At 66.7% G+C, this 24,519-nt stretch carries 23 protein-coding genes; 15 read left to right on the top strand and 8 right to left on the bottom strand.

The genetic code is table 11. The annotated features are described in order from the left end of the window. Positions 1 to 7: 7 nt before the first annotated feature. Positions 8 to 1,237 (bottom strand): phosphoserine phosphatase SerB, encoded by a 1,230-nt coding sequence (gene serB, locus ACLD02_RS03710; protein ID WP_203103328.1) that lies wholly within the window; start codon positions 1,235 to 1,237, stop codon positions 8 to 10. A 152-nt stretch (positions 1,238 to 1,389) separates the two neighbouring features. Here serB and ACLD02_RS03715 point away from each other — a divergent pair, with 152 nt between their 5' ends. Further along, positions 1,390 to 2,586, top strand: a complete 1,197-nt coding sequence (locus ACLD02_RS03715) for a hypothetical protein (protein ID WP_410297964.1) — start codon at positions 1,390 to 1,392, stop codon at positions 2,584 to 2,586. Here ACLD02_RS03715 and ACLD02_RS03720 read toward each other — a convergent pair. Further along, the gene (locus ACLD02_RS03720; protein WP_410297965.1) at positions 2,517 to 3,326 is read right to left on the bottom strand and encodes a RimK family alpha-L-glutamate ligase; all 810 of its coding nucleotides are present in this window, start codon (positions 3,324 to 3,326) and stop codon (positions 2,517 to 2,519) included. The two genes, ACLD02_RS03715 and ACLD02_RS03720, sit on opposite strands and share 70 nt — an antisense overlap. Positions 3,327 to 3,472: 146 nt before the next feature. Here ACLD02_RS03720 and ACLD02_RS03725 point away from each other — a divergent pair, with 146 nt between their 5' ends. After that, positions 3,473 to 4,246 carry an enoyl-CoA hydratase-related protein gene (locus tag ACLD02_RS03725; RefSeq protein ID WP_410297966.1) on the top strand — a complete coding sequence of 258 codons (774 nt, stop codon included), beginning with the start codon at positions 3,473 to 3,475 and terminating at the stop codon, positions 4,244 to 4,246. A gap of 101 nt (positions 4,247 to 4,347) precedes the next feature. Here ACLD02_RS03725 and asd read toward each other — a convergent pair whose 3' ends face one another. The 3 genes from asd to rsgA all read right to left on the bottom strand — a co-directional run bounded on the left by asd (position 4,348) and on the right by rsgA (position 7,191). Further along, positions 4,348 to 5,208, bottom strand: a complete 861-nt coding sequence (asd, locus tag ACLD02_RS03730; protein ID WP_410297967.1) for an archaetidylserine decarboxylase — start codon at positions 5,206 to 5,208, stop codon at positions 4,348 to 4,350. Positions 5,209 to 5,257: 49 nt separating this feature from the next. Beyond that, positions 5,258 to 6,082: a sulfurtransferase gene (locus ACLD02_RS03735; RefSeq protein ID WP_203103320.1), complete on the bottom strand. Its 825-nt coding sequence runs from the start codon at positions 6,080 to 6,082 to the stop codon at positions 5,258 to 5,260. A gap of 77 nt (positions 6,083 to 6,159) precedes the next feature. Beyond that, positions 6,160 to 7,191, bottom strand: coding sequence for a small ribosomal subunit biogenesis GTPase RsgA (gene rsgA / locus ACLD02_RS03740; protein WP_410297968.1), 1,032 nt, complete (start codon positions 7,189 to 7,191; stop codon positions 6,160 to 6,162). Between the two features lie 151 nt (positions 7,192 to 7,342). On the opposite strand from rsgA, the gene orn reads away from it, so the two are divergent. Together orn and ACLD02_RS03750 are read left to right on the top strand one after the other, a co-directional pair. Then, positions 7,343 to 7,888, top strand: a complete 546-nt coding sequence (orn, locus tag ACLD02_RS03745) for an oligoribonuclease (protein ID WP_203103316.1) — start codon at positions 7,343 to 7,345, stop codon at positions 7,886 to 7,888. Positions 7,889 to 7,911: 23 nt separating this feature from the next. After that, a complete protein-coding gene (locus ACLD02_RS03750) occupies positions 7,912 to 8,580 on the top strand; it encodes a cytochrome b/b6 domain-containing protein (RefSeq protein ID WP_410297969.1) in 669 nt (222 codons plus the stop codon). Between the two features lie 71 nt (positions 8,581 to 8,651). On the opposite strand, the gene ACLD02_RS03755 is transcribed toward ACLD02_RS03750, so the two are convergent. The 3 genes from ACLD02_RS03755 to ACLD02_RS03765 all read right to left on the bottom strand — a co-directional run bounded on the left by ACLD02_RS03755 (position 8,652) and on the right by ACLD02_RS03765 (position 11,161). Then, a complete protein-coding gene (locus tag ACLD02_RS03755) occupies positions 8,652 to 9,086 on the bottom strand; it encodes a c-type cytochrome (RefSeq protein WP_203103312.1) in 435 nt (144 codons plus the stop codon). Between the two features lie 110 nt (positions 9,087 to 9,196). Then, complete coding sequence (gene queG / locus ACLD02_RS03760) at positions 9,197 to 10,255, bottom strand: tRNA epoxyqueuosine(34) reductase QueG (protein WP_410297970.1); 1,059 nt, start codon at positions 10,253 to 10,255, stop codon at positions 9,197 to 9,199. A gap of 12 nt (positions 10,256 to 10,267) precedes the next feature. Beyond that, positions 10,268 to 11,161 carry a DMT family transporter gene (locus ACLD02_RS03765; protein WP_410297971.1) on the bottom strand — a complete coding sequence of 298 codons (894 nt, stop codon included), beginning with the start codon at positions 11,159 to 11,161 and terminating at the stop codon, positions 10,268 to 10,270. An 81-nt stretch (positions 11,162 to 11,242) separates the two neighbouring features. On the opposite strand from ACLD02_RS03765, the gene ACLD02_RS03770 reads away from it, so the two are divergent. The 11 genes from ACLD02_RS03770 (at position 11,243) to ACLD02_RS03820 (ending at position 24,502) form a co-directional block, all read left to right on the top strand. Next, positions 11,243 to 12,733 carry an NAD(P)H-hydrate dehydratase gene (locus tag ACLD02_RS03770; protein ID WP_410297972.1) on the top strand — a complete coding sequence of 497 codons (1,491 nt, stop codon included), beginning with the start codon at positions 11,243 to 11,245 and terminating at the stop codon, positions 12,731 to 12,733. Further along, a complete protein-coding gene (gene tsaE / locus ACLD02_RS03775; RefSeq protein ID WP_203103304.1) occupies positions 12,723 to 13,157 on the top strand; it encodes a tRNA (adenosine(37)-N6)-threonylcarbamoyltransferase complex ATPase subunit type 1 TsaE in 435 nt (144 codons plus the stop codon). Before ACLD02_RS03770 ends, tsaE begins: the two co-directional genes overlap by 11 nt. After that, positions 13,144 to 14,487 (top strand): N-acetylmuramoyl-L-alanine amidase, encoded by a 1,344-nt coding sequence (locus ACLD02_RS03780; protein ID WP_203103302.1) that lies wholly within the window; start codon positions 13,144 to 13,146, stop codon positions 14,485 to 14,487. The genes tsaE and ACLD02_RS03780 overlap by 14 nt, the downstream gene beginning before the upstream one ends. A gap of 11 nt (positions 14,488 to 14,498) precedes the next feature. After that, on the top strand, positions 14,499 to 16,358 hold the full coding sequence (gene mutL / locus ACLD02_RS03785; protein ID WP_410297973.1) for a DNA mismatch repair endonuclease MutL: 1,860 nt from the start codon (positions 14,499 to 14,501) through the stop codon (positions 16,356 to 16,358). Beyond that, on the top strand, positions 16,358 to 17,350 hold the full coding sequence (miaA, locus tag ACLD02_RS03790) for a tRNA (adenosine(37)-N6)-dimethylallyltransferase MiaA (RefSeq protein WP_203103298.1): 993 nt from the start codon (positions 16,358 to 16,360) through the stop codon (positions 17,348 to 17,350). Before mutL ends, miaA begins: the two co-directional genes overlap by 1 nt. Positions 17,351 to 17,607: 257 nt before the next feature. Then, complete coding sequence (gene hfq / locus ACLD02_RS03795; RefSeq protein WP_203103296.1) at positions 17,608 to 17,904, top strand: RNA chaperone Hfq; 297 nt, start codon at positions 17,608 to 17,610, stop codon at positions 17,902 to 17,904. An 80-nt stretch (positions 17,905 to 17,984) separates the two neighbouring features. Continuing rightward, a complete protein-coding gene (gene hflX, locus ACLD02_RS03800; RefSeq protein ID WP_203103284.1) occupies positions 17,985 to 19,352 on the top strand; it encodes a ribosome rescue GTPase HflX in 1,368 nt (455 codons plus the stop codon). A gap of 11 nt (positions 19,353 to 19,363) precedes the next feature. Continuing rightward, positions 19,364 to 20,554, top strand: coding sequence for an FtsH protease activity modulator HflK (gene hflK / locus ACLD02_RS03805; RefSeq protein WP_203103273.1), 1,191 nt, complete (start codon positions 19,364 to 19,366; stop codon positions 20,552 to 20,554). Further along, positions 20,554 to 21,627: a protease modulator HflC gene (gene hflC / locus ACLD02_RS03810; RefSeq protein ID WP_410297974.1), complete on the top strand. Its 1,074-nt coding sequence runs from the start codon at positions 20,554 to 20,556 to the stop codon at positions 21,625 to 21,627. The genes hflK and hflC overlap by 1 nt, the downstream gene beginning before the upstream one ends. Positions 21,628 to 22,022: 395 nt before the next feature. Next, positions 22,023 to 23,771, top strand: coding sequence for an ATP-binding protein (locus ACLD02_RS03815; RefSeq protein WP_410297975.1), 1,749 nt, complete (start codon positions 22,023 to 22,025; stop codon positions 23,769 to 23,771). Then, positions 23,768 to 24,502: a response regulator transcription factor gene (locus tag ACLD02_RS03820; protein ID WP_203103267.1), complete on the top strand. Its 735-nt coding sequence runs from the start codon at positions 23,768 to 23,770 to the stop codon at positions 24,500 to 24,502. Before ACLD02_RS03815 ends, ACLD02_RS03820 begins: the two co-directional genes overlap by 4 nt. Positions 24,503 to 24,519 lie beyond the last annotated feature (17 nt).

Genomic DNA, 24,519 nt, shown 5'->3' on the forward strand with positions numbered 1-24,519 from the left:
ATCGCGGCTACCGCAACAGCTCCGCCTGGTCCTTGTCCCGCACTCCGATCAGATAAAGGATGCCGTCCAGCCCCAAGGTGGAAATGGAGTGTTCGGCGTTCTTCTTCACCAGCGGTTTGGCGCGGAAGGCGATGCCCAGCCCGGCGGCGCCCAGCATGGGCAGGTCGTTGGCGCCGTCTCCCACGGCGATCACCTGCTCCATGTCGATGCCCTCGCGGGCGGCGATCTCGCGCAGCAGCTCCGCCTTGCGCTCACCGTTGACGATCGGTTCCGCCACCTCGCCGGTGACCCTGCCTTCCTTGATCTTCAGCTCGTTGGCGTAGACGTAATCGATGCCCAGCAGCCCCTGCAGCCAGTGCCCGAACCAGGTGAAACCGCCGGATAGAATCGCCGTACGGTAACCCAGTGCCTTCAGCGTGCTGACCAGGCGTCGCGCGCCTTCCGTCAGCTCGATGCGGTCGCGGACCCGCTCCAGGGCCCCTTCATCCAAGCCCTTGAGCAGCGCCACCCGGGCGCGAAAGCTCTCGTTGAAGTCCAGTTCGCCGCGCATGGCCCGTTCGGTGATGGCGCTCACCTGTTCGGCGACGCCGGCCTCCACGGCCAGTTCGTCGATCACCTCGGATCGGATCAGGGTGGAGTCCATGTCGAACACCACCAGCCGGCGGTTGCGGCGGAAAGCATTGTCACGCTGGAAGGCGATGTCCAGGTTGCGTTCGTTGGCAATGCCCAGGAAGGCGGCACGCATGGCGGCGGTGTCGCGGGGTTCGCCGCGCACCGAGATCTCCACGCAGGCGCGCCCGTCCGGATCGCCGTCCTCGCCCTCCAGGCGCACGCGCCCGGACAGCCGCGCGATGCTGTCGATGTTGAGGTTATTCTCCGCCACCACGGTGGTTACGTCGCCGAGCTGCTCGGCGGTGATCTTGCGAGACAGCAGGGTGATGATGTGGCGGTCCTTGCCCTGGCCGGACACCCACTGCTCGTAGCGGTCCTTGTCGATGGGCCGGAAGCGCACCGAGGTGTCGCGTTTGTGGGCCTCGAACAGCAGATCCTTGAGCATGGAGGAAGCGTCCGCTCCGGGCGGCACCTCCACCAGGATGCCCAGCGACAGGGTGTCGTGGATCACCGCCTGGCCGATATCCAGGATGTTGAGGTGGTAGCGGGCCAGAATACGGGTGAAGGCGGCGGTGAGTCCGGGACGGTCGTTGCCGGACACCTGGATGAGAATGATCTCGCGCACGCTCTGGGGCTCTCCTTGGGGGCCGTGGGTCGCTGAATGGAACGGCGTCCAAGATTACCAGAAAAGCGCCGCCGGTTGAGGCCCCGGCCAAGCGGGGCGGCGCCAAGGCGGGTATACTCGGCGCCCATTGAACCAAGCGAGGATGGCACCGCATGGCCCTGTGGCAACAGCTTTTGGAGCAAGGGCGTCCGTACCTGCGGCGCGAAAAACGGCTGCTGTGGGAGCTGGCGTTGATGTTGCTGGTGGCCCTGGTGATCGGCGTTTATTTCCTGGAACACTTCTCCAGCCGTCTGGCCGCCGAGCAGCGCGTGCAGTTGGAAGCCCTGGCGCGCCAGACCGCGCTGCGTGCCGCCGAATCCCTGGCCGGCGACGATCTGATCGGCCTGAACGTGATCGCCCGGGAAACCCGCGCCCTGGCGCCGGTGGCCGGAGCACGCTTTCTCGATACCGCCCGGGAGCCGGTCACCGGTGAGCTGCCGGAGCAGGCGCCGGTGGTCGTGGAGGTGCCAGTGGCCCTGCCCGACGGCGAACTGGCCGGTTCCCTGCAGCTGGCGGCACGGGCCGACCCGGCGCCGCGCCAGCGGCTGGAGACCGGCTATGTACTGGTGGTGCTGGGGATACTGATGCTGCGGCTGGCCGGCGAGGCCATTTACCGGCGGCTGTTTCGCCCGGAACCTCCCGCCGCGCAAACGGCGCCGCCCCCGGACGATCGTCCGGCGCCCCGGGTAGGGCCGGACGAGCCGGCGCAGGATGCCGGGCCGGCGGTGGAGTTGCGCCTGAGCGTGGTGAATTTCGATTACTACCAGCAGCGCTACACCCGCGCCGCTCTGGAACACCTGCTGGACGATTACCACCGGCTTCTGGACCAGGTGGTGGCGCTCTATGGCGGTCGCGTGGTGGTCGGCCTGGGGGAGCGGGCGCGGGTACGTTTCAGTGCTGAGTCGTTGTCCGCCGCCGCTTTCTCGGCGCTGTGCGCCGGCTTGTTGTTCCTGCGCGTGGCGCGTCTGCAGGCGCCGCGCCGCAAGGCGGCCCAGTCCCCGGCGCTGGAGTTCAAGGCGCTGATCAGCGAGCAGTTCCGCGAGACGGAAAGCTGGGCGCTGTGCCTGGCCGGCGTGCCCGGACGGCTGCATGTGCCGGAAAGCGAGCTGACCCGTGCCGAGCTGGATGTAAAGGCGCTCTACCAGACCGATCGGGCCCTGGTGGTGCGGGCCGGCGAGCAGCAGGTGCGCCTGCAGCCGGTGGAGCAGCTCGCCTACCGCTACCAGACCCTGCTGCGCACTCAGGCGGAAACGGTGATGGGTGCCGGTTCCGGAGACAATGGCGAAGGCGAGACCTCGTCCAGCAAATAGGCACGCATGGCGGCGCCCACCCGTTGCGGCAGGTCGGCCATGCCCTGGTTGCCGAACAGCCGGTTGAATTCCAGCACATAGGGTTGGTCGTCCACCCAGGCCACGTCGAAGCCGGCATGATCGATGCGCAGGCGGTGGGCCAGGTCCAGCACCAGCTCCAAGGCGGCGTCGGGCACCGGCAGGTCCACGCGCACCCGGGCACCCCGGGCCAGGTTGTTATGGAAGCTGGTGCCCTCGCGCCAGTAGCTGGCGACCACCGCGCGGCCCACCACCACCACTCGCAGATCGCGCACGATGGGCAGCAGCTTCTGGATGTACAGCGCCTCGTGGCGAGCGGCGTAGTCCAGGAACTGCTGGCGGTTCTCCACCAGGAACACCCCGTCGCCCTCGCTGGAGCGCACCCGCTTGGCCACGAACGGGAAGGTCCAGGTGTCCAGGATGCGGCTCACGCCACTGTGGCTGGAGGGCAGGATCTCGGTTTCGGGCACGTTGTCCGGGCAGGCCAGCCGCAGGGCCCGGGTCATCTCGATCTTGTCGTGGCCCAGGTGGTAGGTGGCCAGGCTTGGGAAGATCGGCTGACCGAGCACATAGTGCAGCGCGTGCAATTGCCAGTAGGCGGGAAACAGCAGCCAGTCCGCGTTGGCCAGCTCATCGCGCTGGGCGAACATGTGCTCGGGTTTGATATAGCGCACCCCGGGCAGGCCCAGGGTGCGGAAGGGATCGAAGGAAATCAGTTTCAAGGCCGACGGACCTCGCGCAACGTAACCGGCGATTTATAGGACGAAAACCGACCGCCGGCAAGCCCCCGCGCGACGCTTCCGGTCATGGCATTCCCGCCGGCGGCGCACTAACCTTTCGCGCAGTGAATCAATCAAGGGAGACAACCGTGGAATTACCGGCACCGGAAAGCGGCCAGATCCTGGTCAAGACCACTGAATCGGTGATGGCGATCACTTTGAACCGGCCCGACAAACTCAATGCCCTGACCGGCGCCATGTATCAGGACCTGGTCAGCCTGCTGGCGTTCGCGTCCGACAGTGACGACATCGGCGCGGTGTTGATCGAGGGCGAGGGTAAGTCGTTTTGCGCGGGCAACGATCTGGCCGATTTCCTGGCCGCCGGCAACGGTACCGGGGATGGCACGGAGGCCGGCGCGGCGCCGTTCATTCGCGCGGTGAGCCGTTTCGAGAAGCCGCTGGTGGTGGCGGTGCAGGGCAACGCGGTGGGGGTGGGCACCACCATGCTGTTGCACGCGGACATCGTGGTGGCCGCCGACGATGCCAGGTTCATTACTCCGTTCGTCGATCTGGGGGCGGTGCCGGAGGCCGGTTCCTCGAAGTTGCTGCCGGCCTGGCTGGGTTATCAGCGCGCGGCGCGCATGCTGCTGGTGGGCGAGCCGTTGACCGCCGAGGAGGCGGCCCAGGCCGGGCTGGTGGCGCGGGTGGTGGAGCGGGCGCAACTGGAGGGCGCCGCCCGCCAGTACGCGGTGGCCCTGGCCGCCAAGCCGCGCCGTGCCATGCGCGAGAGCAAGCGACTGATGCGCGAGGCGGCGGAAATGCGTCTGCACGATCTGGTTGATCACGACCTGGCGTTGTTCGCGGAGATGCTCAAGGGTGACGAGGCCAAGGCGATTCTGGCCGCCAAGCTCGGGAAGAAATAAGGGCCGCGTGGGTTTCTTCGGGCGTGTTCCTCCAGCCGGGCCACGCCGACTCGCTACGGGGTAGCGTCACGCGCGGCTTCGTAGGTGTGTGGGGGGGGCGGTTACCGGAACCGCCCGAAGGCCTGGCCCATGCGCACGGTGTCGCCGGGCAGGGCGGCGGCGTCGAAGCCGGCGGTGCCTTCCGGGAACAGCAGAATCACCGTGGAACCGAGCATGAAGCGGCCCAGCTCCGCGCCTTTCTCCAGCACCACCGACCCTGGATCGCGGTAGTCGCGGCGCGTGATGTCGGTGGCCTGGGGCGTCACCTGGCCGGCGAACACGGTTTCGATGCCGGCGACGATCATGGCGCCCACCATCACTACGGCCATGGGCCCGCGTTCGGTGTCGAACACGCACACCAGCCGTTCGTTGCGGGCAAACAGCCGTGGCACCCGTTCCGTGGTGGCCTGGTTCACCGAGAACAGTCGTCCGGGCACATGGATCGTTTCCCGCAGGGTGCCGGAGCAGGGCATGTGCACCCGATGGTAGTCCTTGGGAGAGAGATAGACGGTGGCGAAATCGCCGTTGCTGAATTCGGCGGCCAGGGCACCGTCGCCGCCGAGCAGTTCGAAGGCGGAGTAGTGGCGCCCCTTGGCCTGGAACAAGTCGCCGCCGCGCAGGCTGCCACGCTGGCTGACGGTGCCGTCCGCCGGGCAGGCGAGTGCGTTGTCGTCGCCGGTGATCGGGCGGGCGCCGTCCTTCAGGGCCCGGGTGAAGAAGGCATTGAAGTTCTCGAAGCGATCCGGGTCCTCGATGTCCGCCTCGCTCAGGTCCACGTCGAAGCGGCGGATGAAGGTGTTGATGAAGGTGGTCTTGATCCAGGGGATTTCGCTACGCGCCACCCAGCCCACCAGCCGCGACAGCCAATGCTGGGGCAGGCAGTACTGGACGGCCACGAATACTTTGTCTTTCAGCTCGCTCACGGCGGGCTCTCCGTACGGGCCGGGCACGGGCCCGGCGGGGTGGGTGGTGTTATTCGGATTTTTCCACCGGCGTATCCGGGTGGTTGCCCCATTCGGCCCAGGAGCCCGGATAACCGCGGATATCCTGGAATCCCAGGATCTTGCCCAGCAGCCAGGTGAGGCTGGAGCGGTGGTGGGTCTGGCAGTGAGTGATCACCTGCTTGTCGCCCCGGATGCCGCGCTCCGCCAGTTCCCGGCGCAGTTCGTCCAGGTCGCGCAGGCGCAGGTTATTGCTTTTGTCCATGGCGTCGGTCCACTCATAGTGAACGGCGCCGGGGATGTGGCCGGCTTTCTGGGCGAAGGCGCGCACCCCGGAAAATTCTTCCTCGGAGCGGGCGTCCCAGATCACCACATCCGGGTCCTGGTGGTGGGCGAGCACATGTTCCAGGTCCACGCTGGTGCGCGGATCATGCTCCGCCACCCGGTAGTCGCTGGCCTCGGGCTCGGTGGTTTCCGTTTCGGTACGCAGGTCCTCCGCCAGCCAGCCGTGGATGCCTCCATTCAGGTAGCTGTAGCGTTTGTGGCCGATGGCGTCCAGGGTCCACAGCAGGCGCCCGGCCCAGCCGCCGCCCTCGTCATCGTAGGCCACCACCCAGGTGTCCGGGGTCAGGCCGAGTTCCGAGAACAGCGCCGCCAGGCGGTCGTCGTCGGGCAGCAGGCCCGGTGCCGGCTGGGTGCCGGCCAGCAGGCGCTGGTAGTCCAGGTGGATGGCGCCGGGTACATGGGCCTGTTCGTACACCTGGCTCTTGCACAGATCGATGATCAGCAGATCCGGCGCGTCCAGATGGCGGGCGAGTTCGGCGGGTTCGATGAGAAGCGGCAGTTCAGTGGTCATGGTGAGTCTTCGTGGTTGCCGGTGGGGGCCATTGTAATGAACGACAGGGAAGGTGTCAGATCGGTTCCTGGCCAGGATCAGGACTGATAACGCTGTCGCGCCTGTTCATCCAGGGTGGCGGCGATCTGAAAAAAGTTATTAAGCCGCTCCGCGCTGATCCGACCCTGGTCCGCCGCTTCTTGCAGAGCACAGCCGGGCTCGTGGCGGTGGGTGCAGTTGCGAAACCGGCAATGACCGGCCAATTCCGCCAGTTCCCGGTAGCCGCGCAGCAGCTCCTCCTCGCCGATGTGCCAGAGGCCGAATTCGCGGATGCCCGGGGAATCGATCAGATGGCCCCCGCCGTCCAGATGGAACAGGCGCGCGGTGGTGGTGGTGTGCTGGCCCAGGCCGGACACGTCCGATAGCGATCCCACCGCCAGCTCCGCCTCCGGCAGCAGGGCGTTGACCAGTGACGACTTACCCACGCCGGACTGGCCCACGAACGCCACCGTGCCGCCGGTCAAGGCGGCACGCAGTTCCGCCAGGCCGTCCCGGGTAGTGGCCGATACCCGCGCCAGCGGGTAACCGAGGTCCTGATAAAGGGCCACCAGGCGGTCCACGTTGGCGGTATTGTCCGGGGTCACCAGATCCGCTTTGTTGAGCACCAGGGTGGCGGGGATGCCGGATAGCTCGGCGGCCACCAAATAGCGGTCGAGCAAAACGCTGGAGGGCTCCGGGCGCGGCGCGAATACCACCAGCAGCCGATCCAGGTTGGCGGCCACCGGCTTCAGGTTGCCATAGTTATCCGGGCGCTTGAGCACGGTGGCCCGGGGCATCAGCGCGGTGACCACGCCGTCCCCCTCGCTGCGCGGGGCCTGCCAGATCACCCGGTCGCCTACCACCAGTTGCTCCAGGTTGGCGCGGAAATGGCAGCGCGTCGGCGGGGCCTCCTCGGCCTCCACCAGCACCTGCCCGCCGAAATGCGCCACCACGGTGCCTTCCTGTTCCTCGCCCAGGTCGGTGGCCGTCGGATGGGCATGTTCCGCCTTGCGTTGCGCGCGGTCGCGCCGCTCCTGCTGAATCTTTTCGATACGCCAGCGCTGCCGCCGGTTGAGTTTACGTTTTGCCATAAAAGCGTGGCGATTTCGCCGCCGATACAGGGTGAAGGATGCAGGATACAGGAACCCGGGCGTCGCGGGCACGGCCTTATGGCTGGCAGGTCCGGCTCCGCGCTGTATCCTGTACCCTGAATCCTGTATCGACTTTTTTGCCGGGAAAACCATGACGCAATCACGAGACAACCTGATCTGGATCGATCTGGAAATGACCGGGCTGGACCCCAGCCATGACCGTATCATCGAGGTCGCCACCATCGTCACCGACGCCCACCTGAATATTCTGGCCGAAGGGCCGGTGATGGCGGTCAGGCAAAGCGACGCCCTGCTTGACGGCATGGATGAGTGGAACACCCGTCACCACAACAATTCCGGCCTGGTGGAACGGGTCCGTCGCAGCGACGTGGACGAGGCCGAAGCCGAACGCCGCACCCTGGCGTTTCTGGAGCAATACCTGGAAACCGGCGCCTCGCCCATGTGCGGCAACAGCATCTGCCAGGATCGCCGTTTCCTGGCCAATTACATGCCGCGTCTGGAGGCATTCTTCCACTACCGGAATCTGGATGTCTCCACCCTCAAGGAACTGGCCCGGCGCTGGAAGCCGGACATCCTGGCCGGCTTCCAGAAAGCCAACAAGCACCTGGCCCTGGATGACATTCGTGAGTCCATCGAGGAACTCGCCTACTACCGCGAGCATCTCATTCAGCTTTAGGGTCGTTACCGGGAGGGTTGATCGTGAAAGGCGCGGAGCAGCGAACGGAAAAAGGGCGGGTCTGGGATCTGCCCACCCGCTTGTTTCACTGGACCCTGGTGGGGCTGTTCGGTTTCCTGTGGTATTCCGGCGGCGGCAGCAGCGCCGAGATGGACTGGCACATGCTGGCCGGTTACGCCTTGCTGGCGCTGTTGCTGTTCCGGGTTCTGTGGGGGTTCTGGGGCTCGCGGCACAGCCGGTTCCGGGACTTTCTCACCGCGCCGGCGGCGGCGGCGCGCTACGGGCTGGCGTTCGCGCGCGGTCGGGCGCCGGTCTACCGGGGGCATAACCCCCTGGGTGGCTGGATGGTGGTGGTGATGCTGGTGTTGCTGCTGGCCCAGGTGGTCAGCGGCCTGTTCGCCACCGATGACATCAGTATCGACGGCCCCCTCAATCACCTGGTGTCCTCGTCACTGGCCGGCGCGTTCACCGATTTCCACGGCCTCAATATCAACCTGTTGCTGATGCTGGCGGGCCTGCACGTGGCGGCGGTAGCCGCTCACCGGCTGCGCGGCGAGCGGCTGGTGGGCGCCATGATCAGCGGGCGTAAGCCCGGCGCGGATGACGCCGCCCCGGCTCCCGCCTGGCGGGCCCTGGTGCTGGCGGTGCTGGCGACGGCGGTGGTGTGGCTGGTGCTGGCGCTGGCCGGCTGAAGCCGCTCCTGCCGCTATCCGCCATATGTAGGAGCGGCTTCAGCCGCGATCGGCCGGCGGACGATTCGCAGCTACTTGCGGTAATCGTCGTGGCAGGCCTTGCAGGCCTGGCCCACCTTGCCCACCTGGTCGAGCATGGCTTGCTGGTCGCCTTCCCGGGCCAGGCTGGCCAGGGTGCTTGCCCGTTCCTCGAAGTCGCGGGCCTTGGCATCGAAGTCGTCCCGGTTCTCCCAGATCGCCGGCTTGGCGTCGCTGCCTTCCGCGGTACCTTCCTGGAAGCCCTCCCAGGGCAGCGTGGAGAGTTCCTCCAGAATACCCGCCTTGCGCTCGAAAACGGCCTGGTCGAACGGCTGCTCGCCCTTGGCCATGGCACCCAGGGTGCCGAAGTGCCAGGCGATCACGTGGAAGATGGAATGGCGATACCCGGCCGCTTCGTTGGGCCCACTGGAGCAGGCGCTCAACAGTGGCGCGGTGATGGCGAGCATGATCAGGGCTGGCTTTTTCATGGCTGGCGTTCCCTCTTGGTCGATAATTGAAAAACGTTCCCCCGGTTTGAAGGCGTCATCCCGACGGCGGTTCCCCGAAGGCGGTCCTGACAGTCTAAAGAATACGAACTTTACATGCTGGTCTTGTTTCGCAACCGGCGCAGAGCCCATTCCACATGTTCGCGCACCAGCTCGCTGGGGTCCTGGCGGGCCGCTTGCAGAGCCGCCAGCGCCACCGGGCTGGCCGGGCCATTGCCCAGGCCGACCGCCAGATTGCGCCGCCAGCGCTGAAAGCCGGCGCGGCGGATCGGTGAGCCGGCGGTGCGTTCCAGGAAGGTGGCTTCGTTCCATTCGAACAGCTCCACCAGCTCCCGGTCCTCCAGGCCGTGGCGTGGCCGGAAATCGGTCTCGCCGCTGTGCGAGGCGAAGCGATTCCAGGGGCACATCAACTGGCAGTCGTCGCAGCCGAACACCCGGTTGCCGATGCCCGGCCTGAGATCCTCGGGAATCGAGCCGTCATGCTCGATGGTCAGGTAGGAGATGCAGCGCCGGGCGTCCAGTTGGTAGGGCGCGACGATGGCGTCGGTGGGGCATACCGTCATGCAGGCCGAGCACTTGCCGCAATGGTCCTCGCCGGGGGTGTCCACCGGCAGCGGCAGGTCGGTGTACAGCTCGCCAAGAAAGAACCAACTGCCGGCGTCCCGATTGAGCAGCAGGGTGTGCTTGCCCTGCCAGCCTAGACCGGCCTTTTCCGCCAGCGGTTTTTCCATCACCGGGGCGCTGTCCACGAACGCCCGGGCCAGGCGCGTGCCGCTGACTTCCTGGCGAATCCAGTCCGCCAGCCGCGCCAGGCGTTTGCGGATCACCTTGTGGTAATCCCGGCCCAGGGCGTAGCGCGACACATAGGCTTTGTCCTTTTGCCGCAGCACCTTCACCGGCTGGGTGTCCGGTGGCAGGTAATCCATGCGGAACGACAGCACGCGCACCGTGTCCGGTTCCAGCTCCGTGGGACGCGAGCGCTTGTTGCCGTGGGCGGCCATCCAGTCCATGCCGGCATGGCGGCCCGCGGCCAGCCAGTCATGCAGACGTTGTTCCGCCAGGTTCAGATCCGGGTCGGCCACGCCCATCTGCTGGAAGCCCAGTTCCCGGGCCTGGTGGGCGATACGGCGCTTCAGGTGGTCGAGGTCCATGGCGTCCGTGAATCAGTCGGTGGCGGCCACCGGCGCCGGTTCGCGCCGTTGCCGGGCGGTAACGAACAACGAGGCCGCCACCACCAGGGCGCCGCCGGTGATGGCCAGGGGGCCTGGAGTTTCCGACAATACCAGAGCCGCCAGCAGGGTGGCGTAGGGGACCTGCAGGGCCAGGGTGAACGACACCGTGGTGGCGCTCAAACGGCGCAGACCATGGGTGATCAGGGTGTGCGGTACGGCGGTGAACACCGTGCCCAGCAACAGCAGCAGGCCCCAGGTGGATGGTGCCAGCCGCAGCGGCGAGGTACTCAGGAAAGGCGCGAACACCAGGGCGGTGAGCGCACCCTGGTAGAGCATCACCTGAGGGCCGGAGACACCCTCCAGGAAGCGTTTTTGCAGCAGATTCCGCAGTGAATAGAGCACCGCGGAGAAGATCCCCACCGCCAGCCCCAGGGGCACGTTGCCGCCCAGGCCGCTCTCCAGACCGATCAGCGTGACGCCGGCCAGCACCGCCAGGCCGGCCACCAGCGCATAGCCGCGCGGCGCCCGGCGGTGCAGCAGGGGCGGTTCGATCACGGCGGTGATCACCGGGAAGGTCAGCAGCGCCACCACGCCCACCGCCACCGAGGACACCTGCATGGCGTGGAAGTAGGTCATCCAGTGCACCGCGAACAGCAGGCCGCCCACCAGCATGGCCAGATAATGGCGCGGTGACGGCAAGCGGAGCCGGGCGCGGCCCAGCAGCATCACCACCAGCAGGGCGAGCGCGGCGATGCCGCCGCGCAGGCCGGTGATGTCCAGCGCCGGCAGCGGCACCAGCTTGGCGAACAGTGCCGTGCCGGCGAGCATGAAGGCGGCCAGGTGGAGGCCGTAGAGGTCCCAGTGGGGCTCGGAGCGAGGCGGCATGATGGTCCCGTGGTCGGTATAAAATAGGAACAGGTATACTGTCGTCGCATACCGCAACGACGGAGCCAAGGATAGCAGCGAATGCCCCTGAGATCGTTACCCGACCGCCTCTACAGCGCGGCGCAAACCCGCGAATTGGACCGACTGGCCGGCGACGCCGGTTTGTCCGGCGAGGAATTGATGGAGCGCGCCGGTCGCGCCGCCTTTGAACTGTTGGTACAGCGCTGGCCGGGCCTGTCGCGGCCGGTGGTTCTGTGTGGCGGCGGCAACAATGGTGGCGACGGCTATGTGGTCGCGCGCCTGGCCCGGGAAGCCGGCCTGGACCCGGTGATCCTCCAGGATAAGCCGGTGGAGGCCATGAAAGGCGATGCCCTGACCATGGCCCGCCGGGCGCGGGACGCCGGCGTGCCGATGCGTCCGCTGAGCCTGGACAGCCTGCCAAAAGATGCGCCGGTGCTGGTGGATGCTTTGCTGGGCACCGGCCTGTCCGGGGCCCTGAGCGAGGACAAGCGTGCCCTGATCCTGGCCCTGGACGCGTTGCGCAAGCCGGTGCTGGCGGTGGATGTGCCCTCCGGGCTGGCGGCGGACACCGGCGCATCCACCGGCGCCGTGCTGCACGCCCGGTGCACGCTGACCTATATCGGCGTGAACCGGGGGCTGCTCACCGGCATTGGGCCGGTCTGCACCGGCGAGCTGCTGTTCGATGACCTGGGTGTCGATGAGCGGGTGCACGCCCGCATCGACGCGCCGGTATGGCGGCCGACCCCGGCGGACCTGCGCCGTGCCCTGCCACGCCGTGCCCGGGACGGATACAAGAAAACCTACGGCCATGTCCTGGTGATCGGCGGTGACCACGGTTTCGGTGGCGCACCGATGATGACCGCCCAGGCCGCCGGCCATGCCGGCGCCGGCCTGGTCAGCCTGGCCACCCGCGCCGAGCACGTGGCGCCGCTGTTGGCGCGCCAGCCGGAAATCATGGCGCGGGCGGTGGACGGCGCGACGGATCTGGCGCCGCTGCTGGAGCAAGCCACGGTGGTGGCGGTGGGGCCGGGGCTGGGTCGTGATGCCTGGGGACGGGCCCTGCTGGAAGCGGCCCTGGACAGCGGCCTGCCGCTGGTGGTGGACGCCGATGCCCTGACCCTGTTGGCGGAGTGGGGCGTGGACGCCCGCGACGACTGGGTACTGACGCCGCACCCGGGGGAGGCGGCCCGGCTGCTGGGCAGCGACACCGGCGCCGTCCAGGCGGACCGTTTCGCGGCGGTGGAAAGCCTGGCGGCCCGTTACGGCGGTACCGCCCTGCTCAAGGGGCTGGGCACCCTGGTGCGCGGCGCCGAGGGCACCGCGCTGATCAGTGATGGCAACCCGGGCATGGGCAGCGGTGGCATGGGCGACCTGCTCACCGGGGTGATCGCCGCCCTGCGCGCCCAGGGGCTGGCGCCTTACCGGGCCGCCGCCCTGGGCGCCATGGCCCACGCCCGCGCCGCCGACCGGGCCGCCGCCCGGGACGGCGAGCGAGGCCTGCTCGCCACCGATCTGCTTATCGACCTGCGCCGGGAGTTGAATGACTACTGAACGCCATTATCTGGCCGACGAGGCCGCCACCCTGGCGCTGGGCGCCGACCTGGGGCGCCGTCTGACGCCGGGGAGCTGCGTCTATCTGCGTGGTGACCTGGGTGCCGGCAAGACCACGCTGATGCGCGGCCTGCTTCACGGGCTCGGCCACCGGGGCGCGGTAAAAAGTCCCACCTATACCCTGGTGGAACCCTATGAAGTGGGTGGGGTCCCTATCTATCATTTCGACCTGTATCGGTTGGGCGACCCCGAGGAACTGGAGATGATCGGCATCCGCGACTATTTTGACGGACGGGCCCTGTGCGTGCTGGAGTGGCCCGACCGGGGCCGGGGCATGATTCCCGAACCGGATCTTACCGTGACCCTGACCGTGGACGGTCGGGGACGACAGGCGAATTTGGATTGGGCCCATGGCCAACATTGAGCGACCGACTCCGCCCCGACTGATCGCCCTGTGCATACTGGCGCTGGGCTGTCTGGCCTCGGTGCCGGCCGCCGCCGTCACCGTGGACTCGGTGCGCCTGCACCGGGCGCCGGATCACACCCGCATCGTCTTTGATCTGCCCGAGCCGGTGGAGCACAGTCTGGACAAGCTGGCCAACCCGGACCGGGTGGTGGTGGATCTGCCGGACACCGAACTCGACTTCGATATGATGTCGCTGGACATCAGCGACAGCCCGATCAAGGACATCCGCGTCGGCAAGCACCCGGACATGACCCGGGTGGTATTCGATCTCAACGAGGCGGTGCGGCCACGCACCAACCTGCTCAAACCGGTGTCGCCGCACAACTGGCGGCTGGTGGTGGATCTGTTCGACAAGGACCCGAAGCCGGTGAAGACCGTGGACAAGCCGGACGCGGCCACCGGCGCGCCCCGCGACATGATCGTCGCCATCGACGCCGGCCATGGCGGCGAGGACCCGGGTGCGTCCGGGCCGGGTAATCTGCGTGAAAAGGACGTGGTGCTGCAGATCGCCAAGAAGGTGAAGGCGCGCATCGACGCCCAGCCCGGCATGAAGGCGGTGATGGTGCGCGATGGCGACTACTATGTGCCGTTGGCGGAGCGGCGCCGCATCGCCCGCCAGGACAACCACGCCGATGTGTTCATCTCGATCCATGCCGATGCCTTCACCGATCCGCGCGCCCATGGCGCCAGCGTGTTCGCCCTGTCCAACCGGGGCGCCACCAGCGCCCGTGCCCGCTATCTGGCGAAAATGGCCAACGAATCGGACAAGGTGGCCGGCGTCTACGAGGAAGAGAAGGACGATTCCAATCTGCTCAGCGTGCTTGCCGACATGCGCATGAGTGGTTCCATGGCGCACAGCCTGTATCTGGGCCGTCAGATCCTCGCCGAAATGGGCCAGGTGACGCGCCTGCACGGCGGCCGCGACACCGTGGAGCAGGCCGCGTTCGTGGTGCTCAAGGAGCCGGAGATGGTATCCGTGCTGGTGGAAACCGGCTTTATCTCCAATAAGGAAGAAGCGCGGAATTTGCGTTCCAGCGCCCATCAGGAGAAACTCGCGCGCTCCATCGAGGCCGGCGTGGAGCGCTATTTCCGCACCCACCCGGCGCCGGGTAGCTGGTTCGCCGCCCAGCGCAGCCAGAACGGCGACCAGTATCGCATCCAGCCCGGCGATACCCTGTCCGGCATCGCCCGCCGGCACCAGGTCAGCGAGCAGTCGCTGCGCTCCGCCAACAATATTCAGGATGACCGCATCATCGTCGGCCAGACGCTGGTCATCCCCCAATCCTGAGGTTTTTCACCGTGGCAAAGATTCACCGCCTGGATTCCCGGCTCGCCAACCAGATCGCCGCCGGCGAGGTGGTGGAGCGGCCCGCCTCGGTGCTCAAGGAACTGCTGGAAAACGCTCTGGACGCCGAAGCCCGGCAGATCACCGTGGATGTGGAGCAGGGCGGCATCAAGCTGATCAAGGTGCGCGACGATGGCACCGGCATCGGCGAGGAGGATTTGCCGCTGGCGCTGTCCCGGCATGCCACCAGCAAGATTCAGAGCCAGGAAGACCTGGAAGCCATCGGCACCCTGGGCTTTCGCGGCGAGGCGCTGGCGGCGATCAGCTCGGTGTCCCGGCTCACTCTGGCCAGTAACGACGGTGCCCAGGCCCAGGGCTGGCAGGTGTCCGTGGAGGGCCGCGACATGGCCCCCAGCGTGGCCCCCGCCGCTCACCCGCGTGGCACCACCGTGACCATGCGCGACCTGTTCTTCAACACGCCGGCCCGGCGCCGTTTCCTGCGTACCGAGAAGACCGAGTTCAACCACCTGGAAGAGGTGTTCCGGCGGGTCGCCCTGAGCGAATTCCAGACCGCCTTCCGGCTTACCCATAATCAGAAGGTGATTCACCAGTTGCCCGCCGGCGACGACGCCACCCTGCGCGCCGCCCGGGTGGCGCGGCTGTGTGGCCGCGCTTTCATGGAGCAGGCCATGGAGGTGGACATCGAGCACGGCGGCCTGCGCCTGCATGGCTGGATGGGGCTGCCCACCTTTTCCCGCTCCCAGGCGGACCTGCAGTACTTCTACGTCAATGGCCGGGTGATCCGCGACAAGGTGGTCAACCACGCGGTACGCCAGGCTTACTCCGATGTGCTCTACCACGGTCGCCATCCGGCCTATGTGCTGTTTTTCGAGGTCGACCCGGCGTTGGTGGACGTCAACGTGCACCCCACCAAGCACGAGGTGCGTTTCCGCGAGCAGCGCATGGTGCACGATTTCCTGTTCCGCACCCTGCACCGGACCATCGCCGAGGTGCGCCCCGGCGCCGACGGCCATGCCGAAGTGCCGCTGACCGATCAGGTTCAGCCGGCGCCCACCCAGGGCAGCATGCCGCTGACCACGCCGCGTCCGGATACCGGCGGCGGTGGTGTCGGGGGCGCGGGGGGCTTCGGCGGCGGGGGCGGCTATCCGGGGCCGGTGCCGGGGCGGCCAGCGGCGGTGGCCGATGGCGCCCGCCAGGCCGGTGCCTACGGTGCTCTGGTGGGTGCGCCCGCCGCCGGCACGCCCGCCGCCGCGCCACAGCCGGGCCAGACCCCGCCGCTGGGCTACGCGGTGGCGCAATTGCATGGCATCTTCATCATCGCCGAAAACGAGCACGGCATGGTGCTGGTGGATATGCACGCCGCTCATGAACGGATTACCTACGAGCGCCTCAAGCGCGACTGGGCCGAGGCCAAGGTGCGCAGCCAGCCGTTGCTGGTGCCGGTGTCCATGGCGGTGTCCTCCCGGGAGGCGGACTTCGCCGAGCAGCAGCCGGAGGTGTTCGAGCGCCTGGGCTTTCTGGTTGAACGCGCCGGGCCGGAAACCCTGGTGGTGCGCGAGGTGCCGGCGCTGCTGCGTAACGCGGACAGCGAAACCCTGGTGCGCGACGTGCTTTCCGACCTGCTCGCCCAGGGTTCCAGCGAGCGCATTGAGCAGCAGCTCGATGCCTTGCTCTCGTCCATGGCCTGCCACGGCAGCGTGCGCGCCAACCGGCGCCTGACGGTGCCGGAAATGAATGCCCTGCTGCGGGACATGGAAGCCACCGAGCGTTCCGGCCAGTGCAATCACGGGCGGCCTACCTGGACCCAGATGAGCGTCAAGGAACTGGATCGCCTGTTCATGCGGGGTCAGTAATGGGCGCCGTACCCGGGGCATCGCTGCCGGTGATCTTGCTGATGGGCCCCACCGCCGCCGGTAAGACCGACCTGGCCATCGAGGCCGCCGAAACCCTGCCGGTGGAGCTGATCAACGTGGACTCCGCCCTGGTCTATCGCGGCCTGGACATCGGCGCCGCGCGCCCCTCCGACGATGAGTTGGCCCGCGCCCCGCACCGCCTGCTGGGTTTTCGCGACCCGGCCGAGCCCTATTCGGCGGCGGATTTCCGCGCCGACGCGCTCGGCGAAATCGAATCCATCGCCGCCGCCGGCCGGATTCCGCTGCTGGTGGGCGGCACCATGTTGTATTTCAAGGCCCTGGTGGAGGGGCTGGCGCCGCTGCCGGAGGCGGACGCGGCGGTGCGCGCCGACATCGCCGCCCTGGCGGCGCGCGACGGCTGGCCGGCGGTGCACCGGGCGCTGGCCGAGGTGGACCCGGCCAGCGCCGCCCGTCTCAAGCCCACTGACCGCCAGCGCCTGCAGCGCGCCCTGGAGGTATACCGACTCACCGGTCGCCCACTGAGCGCTTTCCACGGCGAACACGATACCGCCGCCGAGCCCCTGGCGGATGGCTTTTATCGCTTCCCGGGCCTGGCCCGGCCGGTGCTTAGTCTGGCGGTGGCGCCGCCCCGCGAGGAGCTGCACCGGCGCATCGAGTCCCGTTTCCATGCCATGCTCGAGGCGGGGCTGGTGGAAGAGGTGGCGGCACTGCGCGCCCGCGCTGACCTGCACGGCGAGCTGCCGGCCCTCAAGGCGGTGGGCTATCGTCAGGTTTGGCGTTATTTAGAGGGCCAATGGGATTACATGACCATGGTGGAAAAAGGTATTATCGCTACCCGGCAGCTGGCCAAACGGCAGCTCACCTGGCTGCGTAAATGGCCCGGTCTTACCTGGTACGACGGCGCCCGTGACGAGAGTCGCAGGGCGTGCGTTGCCCGTCTTGCAGGCGTTTGTAAAACCGTGTTTAGTTGAATCGAGGGTTCCGGAGGGCGCAATTGCTCCCTTGAGGCTTGTTTTTATTGGGACCAAGCCCCATAGAGGACCACGATGACGCAGGGCTTTACGAAGGGTGGGGCTGAAACCTTTTTCGGGGAAGGCTGCCAAAGAGAAGTCCTTGGCCCGCGGGCCGTCCGGCAGGGATGGCCGGCCTCGCGAAGCCCGGACGTAAGCGCTGATGATTGCCCGAACGCTTGGGCGCTCACTTTTTATGAACGTTAAGGAGATTTGCCATGTCAAAAGGGCACTCGCTACAAGACCCTTTTCTCAATGCGCTGAGAAAGGAACGCATCCCGGTTTCCATCTTCCTGGTGAACGGCATCAAACTGCAAGGGCAGATTGAGTCCTTTGATCAGTATGTGGTTCTGCTGAAAAACGCGGTCAGCCAGATGGTTTACAAACACGCTATTTCCACCGTGGTACCGGCCCGCAACCCGCGCGCCGCGGGCGGAGGCGGCAACCCGGCAATGCAGGGCGGCCAGCAAGCCGGCCACCAAGGGGGCATAGGTGACGATTTCGGCAACCAGTAAGCCGCCAATCGCCTTCCTCCCTCGCCAAAGCCACGCCGAACGGCGTGGCTTTGCTTTTTGTGTCCTTTACACTGGAACCCATGGATCTTTTTGATCGTACCGAACAGGTGCGCACCGGCGCCGGCGAGAAAGCGGTGCTGGTTCATCTGGAACTGCCCGACGCCCTGGGGCGCGAGGACCTGGACGAATTTCACCATTTGGTGACCTCTTCCGGGGTCGAGCCCGTGGCGGAACTGGTGAGCAAGCGCGACCGGCCCGACCCGGCGCTGTTCATCGGCTCCGGCAAGGCCGAGGAACTGGCTGACCTGGTGCGCGAGCACGAGGCCGACGTGGTGCTGTTCAACCATGCCCTGAGCGCCGGACAGGAACGGAACCTGGAGCGCGCGGTGAAATGCCGGGTGCTCGACCGCACCGGTCTGATCCTGGATATTTTCGCCCAGCGCGCCCGCACCCACGAGGGGCGGCTGCAGGTGGAACTGGCCCAGCTTCAGCATTTGTCCACCCGCCTGGTGCGTGGCTGGACCCACCTGGAGCGCCAGAAGGGCGGCATTGGCCTGCGAGGGCCCGGTGAGACCCAGCTGGAAACCGACCGGCGCCTGCTGCGCGAGCGTATCCGTTCGATTCAGACGCGGCTGGATAAGGTGCGCAAGCAGCGCGCTCAGGGCCGGCGTGCCCGGGATCGCTCGGAAACCCCGCTGATTTCCCTGGTGGGCTACACCAACGCCGGCAAGTCCACCCTGTTCAATGCGCTGACCACCGGTGATGTCTACGTGGCCGACCAGTTGTTCGCCACCCTGGACCCGACCCTGCGCAAGGTGCGCGTGCCGGGCGTGGGCCCGGCGATCCTGGCGGATACGGTGGGTTTCATTCGTCATCTGCCGCACCGGCTGGTGCAGGCGTTTCGCGCCACCCTGGAAGAAACCGTTAACGCGTCCTTGCTGCTGCATGTGACCGACTGTAGTGCCGAGGAACGGGACGCCAATGTGGCGGCGGTGGACGAGGTGCTGGAGGAAATCGGCGCCGATCAGGTGCCTGTGTTGCACGTTTACAACAAAGTGGACCGTCTCGAAGAGGGGGCCCGCCTGGAGCGCGACGAGCAGGGACTGCCCTGGCGAGTGTGGTTGTCGGCGGCCACCGGTGAAGGTTTTGACCTGCTCAACCAGGCGATCGCCGAACGGCTGGCTGATCGTTGGGTGGACCGCTGGTTGCGGCTGCCACCCTGGGCGGGCAAGCTGCGCGCGCGTCTGCACGAGGCCGGCGAGGTGACCGATGAGCAGGCGGCCACGGATGGGGGCATGCTGTTGCGGGTGCACGTCAATCGGGTGCACTTCGAGCGATTGCTGCGCGAGGCGGGGCTGGACGAGGAACAGGTAAAGGTACCGGACCCGTCGGTTGCAGACGCGGAGACCCCTTCCTACAATCCTGGACGCTCGCACAGAGCGGGATAACGGAGAATTCAATGGCCTGGAATGAACCCGGCGGCAACAAGCCCAGGGACCCCTGGGGCGGGGGTGGCGGTGGCGGCGATCAGCGCCCACCGGATCTCGATGAAGCACTGAAGAACCTCAAGGATCGTATCAACAGCCTGTTTGGCGGCAAGAGCGGCGGCGGTGGCGGTGGCAAGAAGCCGTCCGGCGGCTTCCCTGGCGGCCTGCTGGCGGTGGTGCTGGTGATCCTGGTGGTCGGCTATGTATTGATGGGCTTCTACGTGGTGGATCAGAGCCAGCGCGCGGTGGTGCTGCGTTTTGGTGAGTTCAACCGCATGGTGGACCCGGGCCTCAACTGGCGTGCCCCGGTCATCGAGCAGACCATGAAAGTCGATGTCGGCCAGAATCGCAGCTACGAGCTCAGCGAGGAGATGCTCACCGAGGACACCAACATCGTGGCGGTGACCCTGGAGGTGCAGTACAAGGTGCTCGACCCGCAGGCCTACCTGCTGCGCGTCGGTGCCCCGGAAGCCATCCTCGAACACGCCACCAGTTCCGCGCTGCGGCACGTGGTGGGCAGTTCCACCATGGACGGCGTTCTCAAGGACCGCCGCGAGGACATTCGTCTTGAGGTGCGCGAGCGCCTGCAGGATTACCTGGACCGCTACAATACCGGCCTGGTGATCAACCAGGTGGTGCTGGACAAGACCGCCGCGCCGGAAGCGGTGCGCGACGCCTTCGACGACGTCGCCAAGGCCAAGGAAGACGAGGACCGTTTCAAGAAGGAAGCGGAAGCCTATTACAACTCGGTGATCCCGCAGGCCCGTGGTGAGGGTGCCCGCATCGGCGCGGAAGCCGAGGCCTACAAAGCCCGGGTGGTGGCGGAAGCCGAAGGTGACGCGGCGCGCTTCAACGACCTGGTGGCCGAATACCGCAAGGCGCCGGAAGTGACCCGGCAGCGCCTCTATCTGGACACCATCACCGAAGTGCTGAGCAAGTCCAGCAAGGTGCTGGCGGATATCCCCAACGGCGACAGCCTGATGTACCTGCCCCTGGATCAGATGCTCAAGGGTCGCGCCGGCAAGACCGACACCCGCGGCGGCGCATCCAGTGGCGGCACCGGCGGGGCGTCGAATCCGGCCAGCGCCGGCGCCGATGACGGCGGCAGTGGCCGCAAGACGTCGCGCAGCCTGTACCAAAGCAACCGCACGGAGATTCGCTGATGAGCACACGTAGCTGGCTGGTGCTGGTGGCAGTGGGCGTGCTGTTGCTGCTGGCCCTGGATTCGTTCTACATCGTCAATGAAACCGAGAAGGCCGTGCTGAAGCGCTTCAGCCGGGTGGAGCAGGCGGACATCGAGCCGGGTATTTACCCCAAGGTGCCGCTGATCGACGAGGTGATTCGCGTGGACGGGCGTCTGCTCACCCACGACGTGCCCACCCAGTCGTTCCTCACCGCCGAGAAGAAGCTGCTTAACGTGGATGCCTTCGTGACCTGGCGCATCGCCGACGTGCAGCGCTATATCGTCAGTGTCGGCGCTGGCGCCAACAGCGGTCTGGCCATGGAGCGGCGGGCGCGGGAACTGCTCGATCCGCGCGTCAACGAGGCGTTGCGCAACCAGTTCGCCTCGCGCACCGTGCAGGAAGTGGTGGCCGGTCGCGGTGGTGCCCTGCCCGATGAGGCCCTGGACCCGTCCGCGGTGAGCAGCGGAGAATTGATGAACGGGACCACCTCCGCCGCCGAGGAGGCCGATGCCTCCACCTCCGGGGATGAGAGCGCCGCCTCCGGGCAGCCGGACCCGGACGCCGGCAGCGGCCCGCCGCCGGAAAAGGACGACCAGCGCGAGGAGTTGATGAACTCCGTGGCCGAGGAAGTGAACGCGGCCACCATGGAGGACCTGGGGATCGAAGTGGTGGATGTGCGCGTCAAGCAGGTCGACTGGCCGGAGCAGGTTCGCGGTCGGGTATTCGACCGCATGCGCGCCGAACGGGCCCGCGATGCCGCCGAGCATCGTGCCCGTGGTCGCGAGGTGGCCGAGCGTATCCGCGCCGCCGCCGACCGTGAGCGCACCGAAATCCTGGCTCGTGCCTACGAGGGCGCGCAGAAGATGCGCGGTGAGGGCGACGCCCGCGCCACCAACATCTATGCCAACGCCTACTCCAAGGACCGGGAATTCTTCCGCTTCTATCGCAGCCTGCAGGCCTACCGGGACAGCTTCAGTTCCTCGGACGACCTGCTGATCCTGTCGCCGGACAGCGAATTCTTCCGCTACATGAAGGATTCGGGTTCGAACTGATCCGCGCCGACGATGAAAAAACCCGCCTTCTGGCGGGTTTTTTTTTGGTTCATTGTGCATTACCGCAATAGGCGTTCCGCGCGGCCTGGCGGGCTGGATACCCCTGTATGAGCGGCTTCAGCCGCGCCCTCCGGGCAAAGCGCCCGCCGTTGCCTTTCTGGCCTCGCCGGTGGGGGTCGACGAAGGTGGCAATGGGGAAGGTGGAACAATAATGGTAATAATAGGGTTTCGCGGAGCGTATTCCTCGCGTGAGGATTCGATTAGGGTGAAGGGCTTGAGAGTGAATTACCATTAATCAAATAATGGCATAATGAGGAGTCGGGAGTCCCCCTGATGGGCGGGCCTTCGAGGCCCTCCGTCCACGCGTGCCGCCAGCGCAGGGAGAACAAGGCTGAATGCACAGAAAAGCGCGGTATTGGCTGGAACGGGTAGTGGGGGAGGGTGACCGTCACGGCGCGGTGACGCTGCAACTGGTGTTGCTGATTCTTGGCGTGCTGATCCCGTTTTGCTGGTCGCTGCGGCTGTTGGGCGGCGGGCCGCTGGGGGAATTGGAACGATTTTATCTGGTCATCCACGGTTGGGTGGCGGGTTTTGCCTGGCTGGGTTTTCTGTTGATTCGCCGCGGGCGATTCCGGTTCGCCGCCCGGCTGTTTCTGGCCGGCAGTCTGGCAATGATCATGCTGGTGTATCTGCTGTCCGGTATCCGCAGCCCGGGGCCGGCCCAGATCGCCCATGTGTTTCCTTTGGCCCTGGCCGGCGTCTTGTTCGGACGCCGGGCATTGTGGGGGGTGCTGGTGTTTACCTGGTTGTGCGTGCTGGTGGGGGTCGGACATGAACTTTATGTCGGTACCGCCCCGGGGTTGGCCCTTGAGATCGCCGCCGGCCTGATGGTCAGTTTTCTCGTCGTGGCGGTGGTCTTCGACGGCTCGCTGACCAGCCTGGCCACCAGCCTGGACGATGTGGAAACCCGGCGCCGGGAACTGGAAGCGGCGCGTCGCTCCTTGAAAGCCGAAAAAGAAGAACGGGAACAGACCATGGAGCAACTGGTGCACGTACAGAAGGTCAAGGCCATCGGCCAGTTGGCCGGCGGCGTGGCCCATGATTTCAATAATATTCTCGGTGTCATTCTTGGTTACGCGCAGTGGCGTGAACGGCGCCGTGAGCCAGCGGAATTGCTCGAGGCCCTGGCCGGCGTGGAAACCGCCGCCCGGCGCGGCGCGGCGATCAGTCGCAAATTGCTCAACTTCAGCCGCCAGGACGTGGCGCACCCGGAAGTGTTTGATGTGTGCGAGGCACTACGAGGCCTGGAGGGCATGCTGCGCCAGTTGTTCGATCCGCGCGTGCGCATCGAGTTGCTGTTGCCGGAAGAGGTTCTGCCGGTGCGCATTGACCGGGGACAGTTCGAACTGGCGGTGCTGAACGTGGCCACCAACGCCCGCGATGCGATGCCGGAAGGCGGCCACTTCCGGTTGGCGGTCGGTCGGCAAGAACAAGACGCCTCGCGGGTGGAAATTGACCTGAGCGATACCGGCGTGGGCATGGACGAGAACGTGCGCCGGCGCATCTTCGAGCCGTTCTTCACCACCAAGGGGCAAAGCAGCGGCACCGGGTTGGGGCTGGCGGTGGTCGGCAAGGTGATCAACGAAGCCGGCGGCGCCATCGAGGTGCAAAGCCGGCCCGGGGCGGGCAGTCGCTTCCGGCTGCTGCTGCCGCACCGCGAGCTGGCGGCGCCGCCCGGCGGTGTGCATTCGCCGCTGGTGCTGCTGGTCGATGATGACGATGAATTGCGCGCCATGCTTGGCGCGACCCTGGAAAACGGTGGTTGTCGGGTGCTTGGTGCTCGCGATGGTGAGGAAGCCTGGCGGGTGATCGGTCGTGGCCGGATACCGGATGTGCTGGTCACCGACCTGCGCATGCCCGGGCTGGGCGGGCCGGCGCTGATTCGACGGTTGCGCCCGCTTTACCCCGAGCTGGCGATTATTCTGATCTCCGATTATCTGCCCGAGGCGGGGGCGCTGGCCCGGGAGCTGCCGCCGGACGTGGAGCGGCTGGTGAAGCCGTTCTCCCCACACCTGCTGTTGCAATACGTGTTTATGTTGACCACTTGGACGCTGGAAGAAGGCAAAGAAGGAGAGGGTGGATGAGCGAACGACGTCTTGATGTGGTGGTCGTCGAGGACGACCCCGAGCAACGGGAACTGGTGGTGAATGAAATCGCCGCCAACGGTTTCAACGTCAAGGGCTGTGCCGATGCCACTGCCCTGTGGCGCCATATGACGGTATCACGCTGCGACCTCATCGTGCTGGATGTGGGGCTGCCCGGCGAGGACGGCCTGTCGGTGGCGGAGCATCTGCGCAGTGCCTCCCAGGTGGGCATCGTCATGCTGACCGGCTACGCCACCAGCTCCGACCAGGTGAACGGGCTGCGCCACGGTGCCGACGCTTACCTCACCAAGCCGGTGGACTACGGCGTCCTGGTGGCCACCCTGGAAAGCCTGGGGCGGCGTTTGCGCGGCACCATGGATGTGCCGGAGATGGCGGATCCGGAGCCCGGCCAGGAGAACCTTTGGCGGCTGGTGGCCGATGGCTGGAAACTGCGCACGCCGGACCAGCAGGACGTCACCCTCACCGCCTACGAACGTGACATGCTGCGCTGCCTGATCGAAGCCGGGGGGCGACCAATCGATCGGGAGACCCTGATCGGTGCCCTGACCCCGGACGTGCACGATTTCGATCCGCACCGCCTGGAGATGGTGATCTACCGGTTGCGCCGCAAAATCCGCGCGGTCAGCGAATGGACCCTGCCCCTGGAGGCGGTACGTGGCGTGGGCTACCTGGTAAACGACATGCGAGAGTACAGCGGCGTGCCCGGGTGACCGGAGAGCGGCAACGG

It is taken from the genome of Alloalcanivorax sp. C16-2 (assembly GCF_046507615.1).
GTDB classification, from domain to species: Bacteria; Pseudomonadota; Gammaproteobacteria; order Pseudomonadales; family Alcanivoracaceae; genus Alloalcanivorax; species Alloalcanivorax marinus_A.

Excerpts from the sequence above, each read along its gene's own strand:
- ACLD02_RS03715 (WP_410297964.1), top strand. The coding sequence starts at position 1,390 with ATGGCCCTGTGGCAACAGCTTTTGGAGCAAGGGCGTCCGTACCTGCGG.
- ACLD02_RS03735 (WP_203103320.1), bottom strand. The coding sequence starts at position 6,082 with ATGACCACTGAACTGCCGCTTCTCATCGAACCCGCCGAACTCGCCCGC.
- rsgA (WP_410297968.1), bottom strand. The coding sequence starts at position 7,191 with ATGGCAAAACGTAAACTCAACCGGCGGCAGCGCTGGCGTATCGAAAAG.
- orn (WP_203103316.1), top strand. The coding sequence starts at position 7,343 with ATGACGCAATCACGAGACAACCTGATCTGGATCGATCTGGAAATGACC.
- ACLD02_RS03755 (WP_203103312.1), bottom strand. The coding sequence starts at position 9,086 with ATGAAAAAGCCAGCCCTGATCATGCTCGCCATCACCGCGCCACTGTTG.
- queG (WP_410297970.1), bottom strand. The coding sequence starts at position 10,255 with ATGGACCTCGACCACCTGAAGCGCCGTATCGCCCACCAGGCCCGGGAA.
- ACLD02_RS03765 (WP_410297971.1), bottom strand. The coding sequence starts at position 11,161 with ATGCCGCCTCGCTCCGAGCCCCACTGGGACCTCTACGGCCTCCACCTG.
- ACLD02_RS03770 (WP_410297972.1), top strand. The coding sequence starts at position 11,243 with ATGCCCCTGAGATCGTTACCCGACCGCCTCTACAGCGCGGCGCAAACC.
- tsaE (WP_203103304.1), top strand. The coding sequence starts at position 12,723 with ATGACTACTGAACGCCATTATCTGGCCGACGAGGCCGCCACCCTGGCG.
- ACLD02_RS03780 (WP_203103302.1), top strand. The coding sequence starts at position 13,144 with ATGGCCAACATTGAGCGACCGACTCCGCCCCGACTGATCGCCCTGTGC.
- miaA (WP_203103298.1), top strand. The coding sequence starts at position 16,358 with ATGGGCGCCGTACCCGGGGCATCGCTGCCGGTGATCTTGCTGATGGGC.
- hfq (WP_203103296.1), top strand. The coding sequence starts at position 17,608 with ATGTCAAAAGGGCACTCGCTACAAGACCCTTTTCTCAATGCGCTGAGA.
- hflX (WP_203103284.1), top strand. The coding sequence starts at position 17,985 with ATGGATCTTTTTGATCGTACCGAACAGGTGCGCACCGGCGCCGGCGAG.
- hflK (WP_203103273.1), top strand. The coding sequence starts at position 19,364 with ATGGCCTGGAATGAACCCGGCGGCAACAAGCCCAGGGACCCCTGGGGC.
- hflC (WP_410297974.1), top strand. The coding sequence starts at position 20,554 with ATGAGCACACGTAGCTGGCTGGTGCTGGTGGCAGTGGGCGTGCTGTTG.
- ACLD02_RS03815 (WP_410297975.1), top strand. The coding sequence starts at position 22,023 with ATGCACAGAAAAGCGCGGTATTGGCTGGAACGGGTAGTGGGGGAGGGT.
- ACLD02_RS03820 (WP_203103267.1), top strand. The coding sequence starts at position 23,768 with ATGAGCGAACGACGTCTTGATGTGGTGGTCGTCGAGGACGACCCCGAG.